This is a genomic window from Rhizobium subbaraonis (assembly GCF_900220975.1).
Taxonomy (GTDB): Bacteria; Pseudomonadota; Alphaproteobacteria; order Rhizobiales; family Rhizobiaceae; genus Mycoplana; species Mycoplana subbaraonis.
Window position 1 is genome coordinate 68,748 of record NZ_OBQD01000019.1, and the last position, 17,093, is coordinate 85,840.

Sequence of the window (17,093 nt, forward strand, 5' to 3'; positions counted from 1 at the left end):
CCGCTCCTCCCTCAATCCCAATTGAGGATCCGGGGCAACTTGCCCTTGCGGGCCAGCGTGCCGACGACGCCAAGCGGGAAGAACATCAGCGCCACCGCCATCACAAGCCCGGTTCCGAAGAGGTTCAGCTCCGAAGCGCCCATCGTCGCAACGAACAACTCGTTGATGCCGACGATCAGGACTGCCCCGACGACAGGGCCGGCGATCGTGCCTTTGCCACCGAGAATACACATCAGAACGAGGTTGGCGGAGACGAGGATGATCAGGAAGATGTTCGGGCGCAGGTAGGTCAGGTACTCGCCCCAGACTGCACCCGCCATGCCGACGAAGAACGCCGAGAGAGCAAAGGCGACCACCTTGTAGAAGCGCGTGTCGATGCCGGCACTCTCCGCCTTGATCTCGTCCTTGGACAGCGCCCGAAGGCCGAGCCCGAGTTTCGAATGCTTGATCCGGTAGGTGGCCCAGACGGTGAAGGCAGCCATGAAGATGAAGGCGTAGTAATAGGGCAGCTTCGCCCAGAGCACCGGCAGGTCGTTGATCGGCAGCGCCAGACCGTTTGCGCCGCCGATGAACGTCCAGTGGTCGAAGAGAATACGGGCGATCATCAAAAGTGCGATCGACGAGATAATGAAGCTCGGCCCTCGCACTTTCAGCGTGATCTGCCCGATGAGGTAGCCGCAGACTGCCGCAAGCAGTCCCGCCAACGGTGCCGTCAACAGGGTTGAAATGCCGAAGCGGGCCAGTAGTACGCCGGAGAAGTAACCGCCGATGGCGAAGAACACCGCATGGCCGAGCGAAACATAGCCTGCAAAGCCGCCGAGAATGTTCCAGCCGGCCGCCATCACCACATAGGATGCGGTGAAAAGAACGAGATGGAGCAGGTAGTTGTAGTTGCCGGTGAATTGCAGCAGTGGCAGCGCCAGCAAGACGGCGAGGACGGTGACGGGAAACCAGATGGCGCGTGTCTGATCGGCACGTTTGGCGAGCTTTTCGTCGTGCGCCTTGCGCGCCGCCAGCACGGCACCGGTATCGGGGGTCTGAAGTGTAGCAGCCATTATGCCATCTCCGGCTTTTCGCCGAACAGGCCCTCGGGCCGGATCAGCAGGATGACGAACAGGGCGAGGAAGAAGGTCATGGTCGACCAGGTGGCGCCGACCCAGGTGCCGACGAAGGCGGCGATGACCGAGAGCGAGAAGGCGGCGACGACGGTTCCGAGAATGCTGCCCATGCCGCCGAGCACGACGACCGACATCAGCATGGCGATCCATTCCCACTGCTTGGCCGGGAAGAAGCTGAAGACGAAGCTGACCAGCGCGCCGGCTGCCCCAGCAAGGCCGATGCCGATCGCAAAGGCGACGACGCTGACGAGGTTGACGTTCACGCCCAACAGTTCGGCCGCGTCGCGGTTCTGGGTGGTGGCGCGGATGGCATAGCCCATTCGCGAGTACTTCAGGAACAGCGCCAGCCCGCCGATGATGACGAGCGAGACAATGCCGGCATAGAGCTGGCCCTTCGGAATGAAGATGTCGCTGATGAAGAATGCGTCTGTCGCATAGTCCGGCGAGGTGACGCGCTGGGTGTTGGTGAAGAAGGCGCCAAGCAGGCCTTCCACCATCATCGCGAGCGCGAAGGTCAGAAGCACCGTCATTTCGGAGTAGCGCGCGCTCTTGGCCTCTTGCTCGAACATCAGGCGATAAAGCAGCACGCCGATGCCGGCCAGGATAAGGGCGGCGATGGGCAGCATGACGATCGGATCGATGCCCCAGAGCTTGAAGGCCCAGTAGGCGACGTAGGCGCCGGCGATGATCAGGGAAGGATGCGCCAGATTGACGATCCGCATCACGCCGAAGACCAGCGAAAGACCCGATCCCATCAGCGCAATCACGCCGCCGAGTGCCAGGCCCAGGATCAGAACCTGAATGAATTGTGCCATCATCGTCTCCTCAGGCGGCCTTCCTGCCACCGAGATAGAGTTCCTGGATGCGCGGGTCGGCGAGCACGTCGGCCGCCGGTCCCTCGATCAGCGTGCGGCCGAGGTCCAGCACGACGCCGATGTCGGAGTTCTTCAGGCCCATCAGCGCGTTCTGCTCGACCAGCAGCACAGTCACGCCCTCTTCCGACATCATCTTCATGATGGAAAACATCTCCTGGACGATCTTCGGCGCCAGACCGAGCGAGGGCTCGTCGAGCATGACGATGTCCGGCCTGATAATCAGGGTTCGGGCCATGGCGAGCGTCTGCTGCTGGCCGCCGGACATGGTGCCGGCATGCTGGTTGGCGCGCTCGCGCAGGATCGGGAAGCGGTCGAGAATGGCATCGACGCGGCGGTCCAGTTCCCTGGCATCACCGAGAGTGAAGCCTCCCATCCGCAGATTTTCCCGCACGGTCATCTTCGGAAACAGCGCACGCTCCTGTGGCACGAAGCAGATGCCCTTGCGCAGGATCTGGTCCGGGCGCAGCCCGTTGAGCCGCTCGCCCTTCAGCACGACCTCGCCCTTGCGGATCTTCAGCATGCCGCAGATCGCCTTGAGCAGCGTCGACTTGCCGGCGCCGTTCGGGCCGATGATGCAGTGGACCTTGCCGGGCACGACGGTCAGATGCGCGCCATCGAGGATGGCCGGGCCGTCGCCGTAGCCGGCGGTGATGTTGGTGACTTCGAGAAGCGCCGTCATCACGCTGCCTCCGCATCAAGAACGCCGCCGAGATAGGCTTCCAGAACGGCGGGATCCTTGCGGACGATGTCAGGCGTTCCCTGGCAGATCACCCTGCCCTGCGCCATGACGACGACCTTGTGGGACAGGCGCATGATCAGGTCCATGTTGTGCTCGACGATGAGCACCGTCAGCCCCTTGGCGTTCAGCGCGCGGATGTGGCCGACTATTTCCTCCATCAGTGACGGGTTGACGCCGCCGGCCGGCTCGTCCAGCAGAATGATCTTCGGATCCGACATCAGGAGAGCGGCCAGGTCCATCAGCTTCTTCTGCCCGTAGGACAGGTTATGTCCATCCTCGTAGGCGATGCGGGTTATGCCGAGAAAATCGAGGATGCCCAGGGCCTTGTCCTTTTCCTGCGGTGAGATCGCCGGGCGGAAGAGACCCGAGAAACCCTCGACCCTGGACTGGACGATCACGTTCTCGATGACCGTCATGTCGGCGAGATTGCGGGAGATCTGGAAGGTGCGGCTGAGGCCCTTTGCCGTAATCTTGTGCGGCCTCAGGTGGTCGATCTGCTGTCCATCCAGCCAGACCTCTCCTGACGTCGGCACGAGCGTTCGGCTGATGCAATTGAAGGCCGTGGTCTTGCCTGCGCCGTTCGGACCGATCAGAGCAGTGATAGAGCCGCGCTCGACCTCGAACGAAGCCCCGTCAACGGCCTTGATGCCGCCAAAATACTTGCAAAGATTCCTGATTTCGAGCACGTGCTCGACCTCCATCTCCAGATGACAGGTGTAAGAGCGGCGGGCCGGCCGGAGCACATGCCCGCCGCTTTCAGGGCTCAGAAGCCCGCCTTCGGGTATGCAAGCTGCACAACGCCCTCGAACTCGCCGGTGGGATAGACGAACTTCATCTCGCCGCCCTGCCACTGGGTCATGATGTGACGCTTGTCCTCGGGCAGGCCGACATCGTCCCAGGAGAAGCGACCCAGCACGGTACGCACCGGGTCGTCCTTGGTGCGGGCATTCAGCCATTCTCCCATCTTGGCGTTGTCGGTCGAACCGGCGCCGATAATCGCCTGCTCGATTCCCTGGCAGACCGCGAAGGGGATTGCGCTGTCCTCGTCCGGTTCCAGCCCGTACTCCTTTTCGAACGCGGCGACGAAATCGGCGTTGTTGAACGGCTTTCCGGCGAGCGTGCCCTCGAAATTCACGTCCTTGTGCCAGGTGGTGTGGATCAGCACGCCTTCTGCCGATTCCTTGCCGACGCCGTCGATGAACTCCGTCTGCGCGCCCTGGCTGAGATAGACCAGTTTCGGCGCCGCCCCCACCGTCTTCAAAGCCCGGGTCAATTGCACCGCTTCTTCTGCGGATGCAGTGAGCCCGATGATCATCTCCGCGCCGGAGCGCTTGATGGAGTTGGCCAGGTTGAGCCAGTCGTTGAAGCCTTCCTCAGGCCACTTCTCCTCCATGACGATCTTGATGCCGGCATCTGCGAGGTATCCCGGCGAGAGATCGGCGACTTCCTTGTCGTTTGCCGGATCGATCACCTTCTGGCCGAGCAGTCCCGCGGCAATCGCGTTGGCGAAGAAGTCGTCGGCGTGGACGACGGCTACACTCTTGGGCGCCTGGTCGGCGGCGATCTGCTCCTTGATGACGGCGACCACGTCCTTGCCGGTATATTCGGCCGCATTGACCTGGAAATAGAACAGGTTCTTGTGGCCCTGCGTGTAGATCCGCAACGCCCCGCCGGAGGGAATCGGGTGGACCATGTTGTACTTGGACAGCACGTTGCCGACCGGGAAGGTCAGACGGCTGGAGAAGGTCCCGTAGACCGCATCCACCTTGTCGACATTGATGAAGCGTTCGTACTGGTTGATCGCGGTTGCGGGATCGGAGCGATTGTCGCTGACGATCAGTTCTACCTGCTTTCCGAGCAGGCCTCCCTTCTCATTGATCAGCTTGTTGCAGAGTTCATATCCGCGCTTGTGCTTTTCCCCGCTGACCGAAAGTCCGCCCGTGATCGGCAGCGATGCGCCGATCCTGATCGTTTCAGCGTAAGCCGCACCGGCCAGGAAGGCGGCACCCGCCGCTCCTGCCAGAAATGCCTTCATCCTCATTTTTGCTCCTCCCCAGGAAAATCGGATAGTTCGGCAATCTCGATATTCGTGACAGCGGCGTCGACGACGCCTCAATTCAATGGCGACGTTATTCGCTGCCGGGCTCCTCTTCCCGGCGCGCGCAGGAATGACGTGCAAACCTCTCGCGCAGCTGTCATGCAATCGATTGCGTGGAGCTTTGCAAATTTCCTGATATCCGTCAAGAACGCTGTGCAAACGATTGCGGAATTTTTTGCAAGGGGATATTTAACCTCAGAAAGGGGTGGATTGCTGCATGAAGCGCCGCGTCACATTGAAGGATATCGCGAGGGAGACCGGGGTCCACGTCTCGACGGTTTCCCGCGCGCTCGATCCGGTGACGCGCAAGGCGATCACGGCCGAGGTTGCCGAGAAGATTCAGGCCGCGGCCGAGAGGCTCGGCTATCGCCCCAACCGGATTGCCGCGGGCCTGCGTACGAACCGCACAATGACGGTCGGCGTGATGATTCCCGACATCACCAACGTTATCTTTCCGCCGATCCTGCGCGGCATTGAAAGCGTACTCGAACCGCTCGGATATGCTTCGATCATCGTCAATACGGATGGCGAGAAGGAGCGCGAGAGCCGGCTTGTCAACGTCCTGCGCGATCGCGGCGTCGACGGCATCATCCATGCAGCCGCAACGCGCGACGACCCGATGGTCGCGCGCGCGGCAGAGGACGGCATGCCGATCGTGACGCTCAATCGCCGCGTCGAGGACGGCGGCATCCCCTTTGTCATCAACGACGAGCAGTCGGGGATTTGCCAGATGCTCCGTCACCTGATGGAACTGGGCCACCGGTCCATCGCGCACATCGCCGGTCCGCAGGACCTGTCGACCGGGCAATTGCGCCTTGCGGCGTTCCGGGATGCCATGGCGGAAACGCAGCTTGCCTGCAACGAGGGACTAATCGCAACCGCCACCCATTTCGACGAGTCCGAAGGCGCGCGCTGCGTCGAGCAACTGCTGGCGTCCGGGCTGAGGTTTACGGCGGTTCTCTGTGCCAACGACCGGCTCGCTCTGGGGGCGATCGAGCGGCTGCACGAGGAGGGACTGAATTGCCCGGCTGATGTTTCTGTCAGCGGTTTCAACGATATGCCGTTTCTCAACCTCATCCGCCCCAGGCTGACGACGATCCACATAGAACAGCACGGCGCAGGTCAGGCGGCCGCCAGGCTGCTCGTGCAACTGCTCAACGGCGCCGAGAGCGAACAACTGCCGACGGAGACCATCCTTCCGGTGCGGCTGGTGGTGCGCGAAAGTACTGGCCCCGCGCCTGCGCCATAGTCTGAAGGCCGGCGGCCTCCGTCACGGGCCTCGCCGAAAGTCGCCGCCTGCGCAGATATGAAGTCGCACGGCGCAGGCCGAGGCCTGTCCCTATGGTAAGCGACAGTGAACGCTTGTGGCTGACGCCTACAGCGAGGCGTCCTCGATCTGGCCCCACAGCGCAAGGAAAGGCTCGCCGGTGCAGCGCATGGCGAACTTTCGGCCGGCCTCGTTGAAGAAGATCGTGCCGCGGGTTGCCCGGAACCAGATGTCGTCGTCAAGGCACACTTCCCCATCGGACAGAAGCAGGAAGACGCGGGAGTGGAACTGCACGTGGTCCGGAAAGCGGCTGTAGGGCGCCATGAGCGTCAGGCCGATGCGCACGTCGCTGCGCTCCTCTATGCCGCCGGGTCCGACGAGGACCGTATGGGCATGGGACTTTTCGAAGCGCAGGCTTGCAAAGGGACCGGTACGGCCGTTGCGCCAAACCAGCGTGTCGGAAAGGGAGGAGAGGTGGGCGGAGAGTTCTGCCAGACGGCTGTGGCCGTCTGCGAGATTGGCCAGCGCCCGCTGCCAATGCTCGATGATTTCGGGGCGATCTTGCGCAAGCTGGCCCAGATCGCCGCAACGGCCGAGCTTCTGGTAGATCTTGCCTGCCAGGTAGCTCGCCATGACCGGCACCTTCGGCGCGACCAGCAGGTCACCCACGACGTTGAGAACGCCTTGCAACGGTTGCGCGCGGTTGCCTGCCCTTAGCGGCGAAACCTGCCGGCGGGCAGGCTCCCGATCATCGTTGAGGAGGAGGTCAGCGCTCCGCTTCGGAGACCTCATTGCAACTTGCGGCATTCGTTCCCTTTGCCCCGATTGATTCTTGGCGCGCACTCTGGCGGTGTCGCCCTTTGGTCGCAAGTGCCTTACCAGCTTCCGCGCCAGATAGCCATTCATCCGAGGTGGCGAGCGGCAATATGTTGCGCGCGTCGGCGCAGGCCGCCAAGGCGAGGCGGCATGGGCAACGAAGGCCATTGGCTCGACCGTCCGGTCAGATGCGGACAGCGCCCTCGTCAGCCGGCCTTGCCCTGCCGATGCGCCCGGCGATCGCGGCTGCCACCGCCGCGGCCTGGACGCGGATATCGGGAACGGCTGTGATCTCCCAATGCCGGCCGGCGGTCAGCAGGCCCAGCGCATAAAGCGGTGGTTTCGGCTCGCTCGCAGGCAGACAGGCGGAGGCGTCGTCGACCCATATTCCCAAACCGAGCGGATCTGCCGTCACCAGTCCCCGCTTCGAGAGGTTGGCGAGAAGCGGCGACGCATCGATCGTGCAACGCTCGAGCCCGCTGCAGTTCACCAACGCATCGACGCAAAGCGTCGTGTTCGCCCGCCCGCGGATCTCGACCTCGATCTGACCCTCGACAGCCCGCACGGATGCCGGCCGGCCTCGATGGACGACAAGCCGGCCGGCATTGCGAAGTTCCGCAATTTCTGCGGCGACGGAGGGCGCCATGCGATGGCGGTGGACATTCCAGTAGGGTGCGGCGTGACGCAAAAAACGCTGCCGCTGGCTGGCACTCAACCCCGTCCACAGCGCCTGCGTCACCGGGCGCAGACCGTCTGTGACCTTTCGCCAGTCTCCCTCCTGGCGGGCGCTCGCCCGAAGGCGGGAAAGCATGCCGCTGACTTCGCCGGTTCCCGGCGAAAGTACGGGGTCGCCGGGTTGCTTGCGGGGTGTCAGATGCGGCTGTGGCAGCAATCCACGACGCGAGACCGCGAGCAGGCGTCCTTCAAATCCGCGCGCCTTGAGCAACAGGCACTGGTCGATCATTGTTAAGCCGGTTCCGACGAGCAGGATGTCTGCATCCTTGGGCAGCCGCTCCCACCATTCGTCCTGCCACGGATCGTCCACGATCGACTGCCTTGCGCCGGGCGCGATTGCGTCTTCGGGGATCGGCAGCCGGCGAAAGCCCGCGCCGGTGCAAAGTGCTGCAGCGCCGGCTGACAGGGTAACGCCGTCTGTCAGCATGAGGCGGAAGCCGCCCTCGGCCGTGATTTCGGCATCAGCGACCTCCGCATCGACGATGTGGAGCGCGGCGCGGTTGCCTGATGGCTCCAGCGCCGTGTCAAGACAAGAACCGATATAGCGCCCGTAAACCTGCCGGGGAATGAACTCGTCGCCGGCCTGGGCGTAGCCATTCTGCGAAAGCCATTGCACGAAATGGTCCGGTTGGTCGGCAAAAAGGCTCATGCGCGCTGCGGTCACATTCAGAAGGTGACAATCGGCGCGGGTCGAATAGGCAATGCCCCTGCCCCACTTCGCCTTGCGTCCGACAAGGCTCACACGTGCCGTCGGCGCCAGACGGTTGACCAGGTTTATCGCAAGCGCCGCTGCCGAGAAGCCGGAGCCGATGACAGCCACATCCGTATCTGTTGTCATGCGCGCGCCTCACCGCAACCGCGATCTGTCCGCCTGTTCGTTCCGCAGTGACCCATGTGCCGGTACCTCACGAGGTCTGGCAAAATCGCCATGCATTGATAACGCCCCACGACGTTTCATGCTCCATGCGACGAACGGAGCAGTTCGTTTGCTCAATCCGGACGGAATTTAGCAAAATAAATCTATGCAATCTCTATAGAATATGATCCTTTGTCCCGATAAAACCGGCTGAGGTTCGAAGTTGCCTTCCCGAAGGAGCTGTCGATATGGGTAAAATCTCCCCGGCGCTTGTGCGGACGGCCGCGCTGATCGGCTCGGAGGACGAGGCGATAGCCGCCGCCGGATCTGTTGCCCGTCACCGCGACGAAACGATCTCCCCGGCGGCAACTGGCGGCGAGGAAACCGTTGTCGACAGCCTCGACGCGTTATCCCGCTCCGGCCTTTTCGGCGTTTCGATACCGACAGAGCACGGCGGTATCGATGTCTCCAATACCGTCTTGACCGCAATCTGCGCTATCTTGTCCGAATACTCGACGACCGTGGGCCTGATAGCCTGCGCACATTTTATCGCTCTGGAAAGGCTGCGCAGCTATGGCACGGATGGCCAGCGCAGCGTTGTTTTCGCAGCCGCGTTCAGCGGTGCGCGAGTGGCTCGGGTAGAGGCTATGGAAGCTGAAGGCGCGGGAACGCTGCCGATCGCTCCGGTGGGCCTTGACTTTCGGATCAACGGCGAGGCGCTCTGTACGCCCCGAGCGCCACACGCCGACTGGCTGCTGATGCCGGCACTGGATGCGACTGGCAGGCCGACCAGTCTCCTTCTGCCTGCACGCACGGACGGCATACGGTACGTGGCCAATGGCGGCGCGCCTGGCGAAGAGGTGGCGTCGCACGCCGAACGCGTGCTTTTCAAAGACGTGCTTGCCGAGGGCGATGTACTGCTTCATCCGCCGCGCGATCCTTCGAAGGCCGATGTACCGCAGGCCCTCGAAATACTGCTGGAAGCTGCGCGGCATCTGGGTCGCGCGCGCCGGGATTTCCTTCATATCAGGCAACGGGTCGACAGTGGGGCGGGCGCTGGCGATGTGGATCACGCTGTGCATGCCATCGGAGCGGTCTCCGTCCGGATCGCTGCGGCCGAAGCGACTTTGGAGCATGGCGGCCGCGCTGTCGACGCCGCGCAGATCGGCACGGCGGAACGGCATCGAACGGCCGCGGTCTTTGCCGCGATCGTCGCTGGCATCGCCGCGCTCGAGGCCGGACGCCTGGCGGCATGCACCCTGCGCCGCCTTTCCGATCCCGCATGGCCGATCAGTCAACGCGAAATCGAGCTTGCCTGCCGTATTGCCCAACTGCAGCGCATGGCTGGCAGTTACAGCGCGATCGAGGATGACGAAATCTGACGACAGTCGCGCGATGTGACGGTTGCCGAGGCGTCCGAAACGGGCCTGGAGCGTGTCGCGCAAAAATGCTCAGCCGCTTTGCGCCAAGACATGCGCAAAAGCAAAGATTTAAAGCAGCCCTTCCCGTGGCCGACAGTGTTGGCAAGGCTGACCTTGCCAACACCCGCGTCTGCATGTTGATCAGGCGCCGGCTTCCTTTTTCTGCGCCTCGGCATAGTGCGCGAAGGTGGCGGCGAAGCGACCGTTTATGTAATCGCCAGACGTCACCGGCGGATACTTGGCCGGATGGTCCTCGTCGACGCAGCTCGGGAGCGCTTCCACGAGCGTGTCGTAGTTCGGGCCGAAGAAGAACGGGATCGAGTAGCGTTCGCGCCCCGAGCGATTGATGGCGCGGTGCACGGTCGAGGCAAACAGATCGTTCGTCCAGCGCGCCATCTGGTCGCCGACATTGACGACAAAGCAGCCGGGAACCGGATCTGCGGCAATCCATTCGCCGGACGCGTTCAGCACCTGCAGCGCCGAAATGCCATCCTGCTGGGCCAGGATGGTGAAGCATTCGTAGTCGGAATGCGCGCCGATGCCGATCTGGCGATCGTCAATCTCGCCGAACTGCGGCGGATAGTGCAGGACGCGAAGGGTTGCCAGCGGCTTGTCGACCATCTGGTCGAAATAGGCCTCGTCCAGCCCGAGCGCCAGCGCAAAGGCATGCAGCAGATGGCCGCTCAGTGTCAGCATTTCGGCATGATAGCTTTCCAGTGCGGCGCGCAGGGCGGGCGCGTCTTCCGGCCACTGGTTGGGGCCGTAGAGCACCTTGCCGGCGAGAACGTCCGGATCGTCAGCCGGCACGTCTAGGGCGATGTCATACGACTCGTGCAGGTCGCCGCGCGCCGTCGGATCCGTGTTCTCCTCGAGCATGGCCGCATAGCCGCGATTGTTCTTCGACTTCGAGACGTGGTTCTTCATCTTCACCTCGTCCGGAAGCGCGAAATAGGCTTCGGCGGCAGCGAAAGTGGCGGCCAGGACGTCAGCGGGGAAGTGGTGGTTCTTGATGTAAAGGAAGCCCACTTCCGTACAGGCCTTGCGCAGGTCCGCGGCCAGCTTCTCCTTGGCACCCGCGTCGCCGCTGAACATCGGCTCCAGGTCGATAACGGGAATCTTGTCGAAGCTGACGCGCTGCGGGTCGAGCCCGCCGTTCTTCATCACGCGTGCGCCGTTGCCGGTTTCCACTACTTTCATGTTCTTTTTCCCTCTTTTGGTTGCGTTGGGTCGAAAATCGCCTCGACGTAATAGCGCGGCCCCTGAAAGACGAAGCCGGGTGAAAAATAGCGGCGGCAGACATCCATGAATGCGCTCATCTTGCGCGAGGGTGCATGCGGCCGCGTCAGGCGGATGCTGACGCGGCGCTCCGCCGATGCCCAGTCGTCGAGCAATGGCACCAGATGGCCGCGCTCGCACTCGATTGCGGTGAAGAAGCGCGGCAGATAGGCTATACCCTCGCCGGCGACGGCGAAGTACTTCACCGTCCAGTAGTCGTTGGCGATCAGGCTGCTGCGCGGCAGGACGCTTTCCTGCGCAGCGCCTTTTTGCAGGCGCCAGTGCTGCAGCCCGGCCGGGGTCCGGTAGACGATGCCCTGATGATCGGCGAGGTCAGCCGGCTGCTGCGGCTGGCCGAAACGTTCGACGTAGCTGCTGCTGGCAAACAACGCGAAGGTCGCAGTCGAAAGCGCCTCGCCCTCCCCATCGCCCTCGTCCCACGAGATCACCGCATCCAGGGTGTCGAAGCTTTCAGCGGCATAGAGCACGTTCGGCGAGAAGAAGGTCAGTTCGATCTCGACGTTCGGGTAAAGCCTGCGGAAGGCGATCAGCATCTGCGCGTAGAAGGCGGTGCCGAATTCGCCGGTTGCGCCGATGCGCAGGGTTCCCGCCACGTCCTCGCTCACTTCGGAGACTGCGGCACGGGCGGCGTCGCAGTTCTGCAGAATCTGACGGGCGTGCTTCAGTAGCGTCTGTCCTGCTTCCGTCAGCAGCAGATTTCGGCCGGATCGCTCGAAAAGCGCTACGTTCAGATCGGCTTCCAACTGCTTGAGGCGCAGGCTCAGCGTCGATTTCGGCAGCCCATAAAGCTTCGCTGCGGCTGATAGCGACCGCAGTTCGGCAATTTTCACGAAGGACGCCAGCGCATCGATATTCACGTCGGATCGTCCATAATCTTGAACAAAATGACCATAATTTGGGCATGACTATTTTTATTGCATGAACGACCGTAATCGGCTTTTATGCACTGCACAAGAGCTCATTCGCTTTTGCAAAAACAGGGAACGCCAGCGACCGCCCGGTCGGCGCGCATGCATTCGCGTGCCTCCGATGCGCCGAAGGACGGGCCGAACCGACAGCAAGGGAACAGTGACATGACTGCCAGCACAAACATGCAACGGAGACGCAAGTGTCTCGTGGCGATCACCGCCGCGCTTCTGGCCTCGGCGGCGACGGGCGCCCATGCCTTCACGCTCGAAGGCCCCCCGAAGGTCGCCTTCATCTACGCAAGCTCGGCGCAGGACGGAGGCTGGAACGAGGCGCTCGAGGCTGGCCGCAAGGCCGTTGAGGAACAGTTGCAGGTTCCCGTCGCCGTAACGGAAAACATTCCGGAAGAAGCGACCAAGCTGCGCGCGGCCATCGACCTCTACGTCAAGCGCGGCTTCAACATCATCGTCGGCACGACCTACGGCTATAGCGCACCGATGGCGGAGGCCGCGAAGGCCTATCCGAACGTCGCCTTCCTCAGTGCCTCGGGCACGGAAAACGGCCCGAACATGGAGAGCTTCTACGCCCGCACCTACCAGGGCTGGTATCTCGCGGGCGTGGCTGCCGGCCAGGCGACCAAGACCAAGAAGATCGGCATTCTCGCCGGCTTCCCCGTGGGCGTCGTGAACTGGGACATCAACAGTTTCGCGCTCGGCGCGCGCTCGGTTGATCCGACCATCGAAACGGTTGCCGTTTTCACCAATTCCTGGTGGGATCCCGTCAAGGAGGGACAGGTCGCGCAGGCCATACTCGACCAGAAGGCCGATGTTCTCGCGACCAATCTGAGCGCAACCTCGGCGCTTGACGCAGCCGAGAAGGCCGGCGTTCCCGCGATCGGTTTCCAGCTCGACATGTCGCATGCCGCGCCGAAGACAATCCAGACTTCGGTCGTCTTCCGCTGGGAGCAGTATCTGGTCCCGACGATCAAGGAGATCATCGACGGCAACTGGAAGCCCGAGGAATTCGGGGCGTTCGAGGGGCTCGACAAGGGCGTGGTTGATCTCGCGCCGCTCGGCCCCAGCGTCACCGAGGAGACCAAGGCAAAGATCGAGACGGCCAGGCAGGCGATCATCGCAGGCACGCTGGATCCTTTCCAGGGACCTCTCAAGAAACAGGACGGCACTGTCGTCGTCGAGGCCGGCGGCAAGCTGGACGATGCCGCGCTGTGGTCCATGGACTACTTCGTCGAAGGCATCACCGGCACCATGCCGGCCAAGCAATGACGGCTGCGCAAAAAGCGATTGCAGGCCGGGCGGGCAGTCTGCCCGGCACGCCCCCTGCCCTCGACATGCAAGGCGTCGGCAAGGCCTTCGACGGCAAGCCGGCGCTCGAGGATGCCGCCTTCACGCTGGAATGGGGCGAGGTGCACGCGATCGTGGGCGAGAATGGCGCCGGCAAGTCCACGCTGATGAACGTGGCGACGGGTGTCTATGCCGCCGATTCCGGCCACCAGGCGATCAACGGGGCGGCCATCGCCCCCCGCAACCCCACAGAGGCGACAGCTGGCGGACTGGGCATGGTGCACCAGCACTTCCGTCTGGTAGAGAGCTTCACCGTTGCGGAGAACGTGCTGCTGGGCCTCGGCAAGAAAAGCCGGGTCCGTTCGGTCAGCGAGGCGGCGGCACTGGTTATGGCAAAATCTGCCGAGATCGGCCTGCCCGTCGATCCGCACCGGGTCATCGCCGACCTTTCGATCGCCGACAGGCAGCGGGCGGAAATCGTCAAGGTGCTGCTGCTCGGCGCGCGCATCCTGGTTCTCGACGAGCCGACCGCAGTGCTGACGGATGAAGAAGCCAGGGCGCTGCTCGATTTCGTACGGCGGCTCGCGCGGCAGGGCAACGCGGTGGTGCTGATCACGCACAAGTTTCGCGAAGTGGCTGCGTTCTGCGACCGCATCACGATCATGCGACATGGAAAGACCGTGCTTTCGGGCGCGCAGGTCGAGGGAATTTCCGAAGAGGAAGTGGCGAGGCTCATTGTCGGCGAGACGCTGGCAACGGGCGGCAGGCCGGCTTCGCGGCACGGCGCCGTGCGTCTGAGCATCAAGGCACTGTCGCTTCCGGCGCGGGCGCACGGCCAGGGATTGCACGCCCTGGATCTGGACCTGCGCGAAGCGGAAGTGCTGGGTATCGCAGGTGTCGGCGGCAACGGCCAGGAAGAGCTGGTCGCCTGCCTCGGCGGTCTTCAGCGGCCTGCCTCGGGCCAGATCATTCTCGGTGGGCGGGATATCCTGACTGCTACGCCGCAGGAGCGCCGCCATGCAGGTCTGCGGGTCATCCCGTCCGACCGCTTTGCTACCGGCATGATCCGGGAGCTTTCGATTGCCGATAACATGGCGCTGACCAGCGTTTCCGAGGGAGCCTTTGGCGGGCCGCTCTACCTGCGCCGCGACAGGATGCGCAAGAGGGCGGAAACGATGATCGATGCCTTCGATATCCGTGGAGCGACGCCGGAGCGTTCCGCAGCCCTTCTTTCCGGGGGCAATGCGCAGAAGGTGTTGCTGTCGCGGGAGCTTGACCCGGGCATGAAGGTTCTGGTGGCCCACTCGCCGTCCCGCGGCCTCGATATGAAGGCCACGCATTTCGTCCGGACGGCAATCCGGCAGGCAGTCGAAAACGGCGCAGCCTGCCTTTTGATCAGCGAAGACCTGCAGGAAGTTCTTTCGCTTTCGCATAGGGTCGCCGTTATGAACAGGGGAACGATCGTCGGCTGTCGCGCGGCGGACGACGTCACCCCGGAGTGGATCGGAGCGCTTCTGGCCGGCCATGCTTGATGCAGCATTTCTCGTACGCCGGCAGCAGCCGGGATTACTACTGAGCGCGCTGTCCTATACGGGCGGCCTCGCATTCGGTCTTGCGGTTTCGGCGATGCTGCTGGTACAGGCGGGCGTGCCCGCGAGCGCCCTCGTCGACGAATTCCTGGTCGCCGCCTTCCTCACCTCGGACGGTCTGTCGCAAACGGTGACGGCGGCGCTGCCGCTGATCCTCGTAGGGCTGGCTTCGGCGGTGGCAACGCGGGTCCGCTTCTGGAACATCGGCGTCGAGGGGCAGCTCTGGCTCGGCGCGGTGGCGGCGACATGGGTCGCGCTGCATGAAATCGGTCCGGAGAGCATGCGCCTGCCGCTTGCCTTCGTGCTCGCGGCGCTGGCGGGTTCGGGATGGATCGCCATCTCACTCGTTTTGAAACAAAGATGGGGCGTCAACGAAGTGATATCTTCGCTGCTGCTTGGAAGCGTCGCGTTTCTGCTTGTGCAGCATCTGCTGTTCGGCATATGGCGCGATCCGGCCAACAGCTTTCCGGTCACCGCCGCATTTCCGCCGGCAAGCCGCTTCTCGGCGCTCGGCTGGGGACAGCTCCATGCCGGATTGTTCGTTGCTGCCCTTATCGCCCTTGCTGTCTGGTTCCTGCTCGAGCGCACGCGCGCCGGCTTCTACGCCGACGCGGTGGGTCTCAACCGGCAGGCGGCGCTGGCTACCGGCCTGCCGGTGCGCCGCACTCTTGCGGGGCTTGTGCTTTTGTCTGGTGCGTTGTCCGGGCTGGCGGGCATGGTCATCGTCTCGGGCACGGAGCACCGGCTGAACCAGGCCGTCGGCAATGGTTACCTGTTCAGCGCCATCGTCATTGCCTATCTGGCCCGGGCCAAGCCGTTCTGGGTGGTCGTCGTGGCGCTGGCGCTCGGGGCCGTCTTTACCGCCGGCAACGTGCTGAAGGTGTTCTACGGCGTTTCCGAAGGAATGATCGTGCTGGTGCAGGGTACCGTGCTGATTTCGATCCTGATGGCGCAGTTCTTCAGCACCTATTCCCTCAACCGGCCAAGCTGACAGGAAGGTTCGCATCCCATGGATTTTCTGATCGGTTGGATCGCCATCATTCCGAATTATGCAACGCCGCTGGTGCTTGCGAGCCTCGGGCTGATCATCTGCGAACGTGCTGGCATCCTCAATCTCGGCGCGGAAGGGCTGATGGCGGTCGGCGCGATGAGCGCGGCGATCGCCGTTCTCTCCGGCGGCAATCCCTGGGCGGCACTTGTCGCGGGGGCCGCCTCGGCCATGGCGCTCGCATTCCTTTTCGGTATGGCGACGGTCGTCTTGCGCGCTGATCAGACGCTCTCGGGCCTTGCGGTCGTTGCAATCGGCCTCGGGGTTACCGGCGTCGTCGGACGATCCTATGTCCAGAAGACCTTCGTCGGCATCCCCAATCTCGGCGATATCTTCGCCCTGGAGCGCGATACTGCGGTGGCAAGAATTGTCGCGGTTCAGGATCCGATCACCCTGGCGCTGCCGGTCATGGTCGGCCTTCTGTGGTGGTGGCTCATGCGCAGTCGCAGCGGCCTGCGGCTGCGCGCCGTCGGCGAGAATCCGGCCGCGGCCGATGTCGCCGGCGTCGATGTGCAGATCGTGCAACTTGGTGCGGTGCTCGCCTCCGGCCTGCTTTGCGGTCTCGCCGGAGCCTACCTTTCGGTGGCGACAAGCCACGTATGGGTGGAAGGCATGGTTGCCTCGCGCGGATGGGTGGCCGTCGCGCTCGTCATCTTCGCGCGCTGGAATCCGGCCCGTGCCCTCGTTGGAGCGCTCGTCTTTGGCAGCGCCGACGCACTGGTTCCCCGGTTGCAGGCGGTTGGCGCCGACATTCCGGTCTATCTGATGATGACCCTGCCCTATCTGCTGACCCTGCTCGTGCTCGTCATCGGTTCGATCAGTGGCCGACGTTCCGGCGAGCCCGCGTTTCTCGGCCGGATCTATCTGCGACAGGACAAGCATTAGGGATCTGGATTTTCCCGAACGGTGGTGGCCACGCCTCTTTATCAGACGCGTATTCGTGGTCGTACGAGGTCGATTGTTTTTCTGTGCGGGGGCGGTGCGCCATCGGAAACAGTTGTCGGTTCCGTTCCGGCTGCCAGGTCCGC

At 63.2% G+C, this 17,093-nt stretch carries 15 protein-coding genes; 6 read left to right on the forward strand and 9 right to left on the reverse strand.

The features are described from left to right. Positions 1–11: 11 nt before the first annotated feature. The 5 genes from CRO48_RS24430 to CRO48_RS24450 form a co-directional block, all read right to left on the reverse strand. Complete coding sequence (locus CRO48_RS24430; protein WP_097142380.1) at positions 12–1,055, reverse strand: branched-chain amino acid ABC transporter permease; 1,044 nt, start codon at positions 1,053–1,055, stop codon at positions 12–14. Continuing rightward, positions 1,055–1,933, reverse strand: a complete 879-nt coding sequence (locus CRO48_RS24435) for a branched-chain amino acid ABC transporter permease (RefSeq protein ID WP_097142412.1) — start codon at positions 1,931–1,933, stop codon at positions 1,055–1,057. The genes CRO48_RS24430 and CRO48_RS24435 overlap by 1 nt, the downstream gene beginning before the upstream one ends. Before the next feature lie 10 nt (positions 1,934–1,943). Beyond that, on the reverse strand, positions 1,944–2,672 hold the full coding sequence (locus CRO48_RS24440) for an ABC transporter ATP-binding protein (RefSeq protein ID WP_097142381.1): 729 nt from the start codon (positions 2,670–2,672) through the stop codon (positions 1,944–1,946). Next, positions 2,672–3,418: an ABC transporter ATP-binding protein gene (locus CRO48_RS24445; protein ID WP_097142413.1), complete on the reverse strand. Its 747-nt coding sequence runs from the start codon at positions 3,416–3,418 to the stop codon at positions 2,672–2,674. The genes CRO48_RS24440 and CRO48_RS24445 overlap by 1 nt, the downstream gene beginning before the upstream one ends. Positions 3,419–3,495: 77 nt before the next feature. Next, on the reverse strand, positions 3,496–4,773 hold the full coding sequence (locus CRO48_RS24450) for an amino acid ABC transporter substrate-binding protein (protein WP_097142382.1): 1,278 nt from the start codon (positions 4,771–4,773) through the stop codon (positions 3,496–3,498). 274 nt (positions 4,774–5,047) lie between these two features. Between CRO48_RS24450 and CRO48_RS24455 the strand changes: the two genes are divergently transcribed. Further along, a complete protein-coding gene (locus tag CRO48_RS24455; protein WP_097142383.1) occupies positions 5,048–6,079 on the forward strand; it encodes a LacI family DNA-binding transcriptional regulator in 1,032 nt (343 codons plus the stop codon). A gap of 126 nt (positions 6,080–6,205) precedes the next feature. On the opposite strand, the gene CRO48_RS32380 is transcribed toward CRO48_RS24455, so the two are convergent. Then, a complete protein-coding gene (locus CRO48_RS32380) occupies positions 6,206–6,766 on the reverse strand; it encodes a dimethylsulfonioproprionate lyase family protein (protein ID WP_176526873.1) in 561 nt (186 codons plus the stop codon). A gap of 331 nt (positions 6,767–7,097) precedes the next feature. After that, positions 7,098–8,486, reverse strand: a complete 1,389-nt coding sequence (locus CRO48_RS24465) for an FAD/NAD(P)-binding protein (protein WP_097142385.1) — start codon at positions 8,484–8,486, stop codon at positions 7,098–7,100. Positions 8,487–8,752: 266 nt separating this feature from the next. On the opposite strand from CRO48_RS24465, the gene CRO48_RS24470 reads away from it, so the two are divergent. Then, complete coding sequence (locus CRO48_RS24470; RefSeq protein ID WP_097142386.1) at positions 8,753–9,886, forward strand: acyl-CoA dehydrogenase family protein; 1,134 nt, start codon at positions 8,753–8,755, stop codon at positions 9,884–9,886. Between the two features lie 180 nt (positions 9,887–10,066). Here CRO48_RS24470 and CRO48_RS24475 read toward each other — a convergent pair whose 3' ends face one another. Both CRO48_RS24475 and CRO48_RS24480 read right to left on the reverse strand, forming a co-directional pair. After that, complete coding sequence (locus CRO48_RS24475) at positions 10,067–11,122, reverse strand: isopenicillin N synthase family dioxygenase (RefSeq protein ID WP_245423650.1); 1,056 nt, start codon at positions 11,120–11,122, stop codon at positions 10,067–10,069. Beyond that, positions 11,119–12,078, reverse strand: a complete 960-nt coding sequence (locus CRO48_RS24480; protein WP_097142387.1) for a LysR family transcriptional regulator — start codon at positions 12,076–12,078, stop codon at positions 11,119–11,121. Before CRO48_RS24480 ends, CRO48_RS24475 begins: the two co-directional genes overlap by 4 nt. Before the next feature lie 216 nt (positions 12,079–12,294). Here CRO48_RS24480 and CRO48_RS24485 point away from each other — a divergent pair, with 216 nt between their 5' ends. Genes CRO48_RS24485 through CRO48_RS24500 form a run of 4 tightly spaced genes read left to right on the forward strand, consistent with a single transcriptional unit; the run spans position 12,295 to position 16,950 of the window. Next, positions 12,295–13,410, forward strand: a complete 1,116-nt coding sequence (locus CRO48_RS24485; protein WP_176526874.1) for a BMP family ABC transporter substrate-binding protein — start codon at positions 12,295–12,297, stop codon at positions 13,408–13,410. Next, entirely contained in the window at positions 13,407–14,960 is a 1,554-nt protein-coding gene (locus tag CRO48_RS24490) for an ABC transporter ATP-binding protein (RefSeq protein ID WP_097142388.1), read from the forward strand. Before CRO48_RS24485 ends, CRO48_RS24490 begins: the two co-directional genes overlap by 4 nt. After that, entirely contained in the window at positions 14,953–16,008 is a 1,056-nt protein-coding gene (locus CRO48_RS24495; protein WP_097142389.1) for an ABC transporter permease, read from the forward strand. The genes CRO48_RS24490 and CRO48_RS24495 overlap by 8 nt, the downstream gene beginning before the upstream one ends. Before the next feature lie 18 nt (positions 16,009–16,026). Further along, the gene (locus CRO48_RS24500; protein ID WP_097142390.1) at positions 16,027–16,950 is read left to right on the forward strand and encodes an ABC transporter permease; all 924 of its coding nucleotides are present in this window, start codon (positions 16,027–16,029) and stop codon (positions 16,948–16,950) included. The last annotated feature ends 143 nt before the right edge of the window (positions 16,951–17,093 follow it).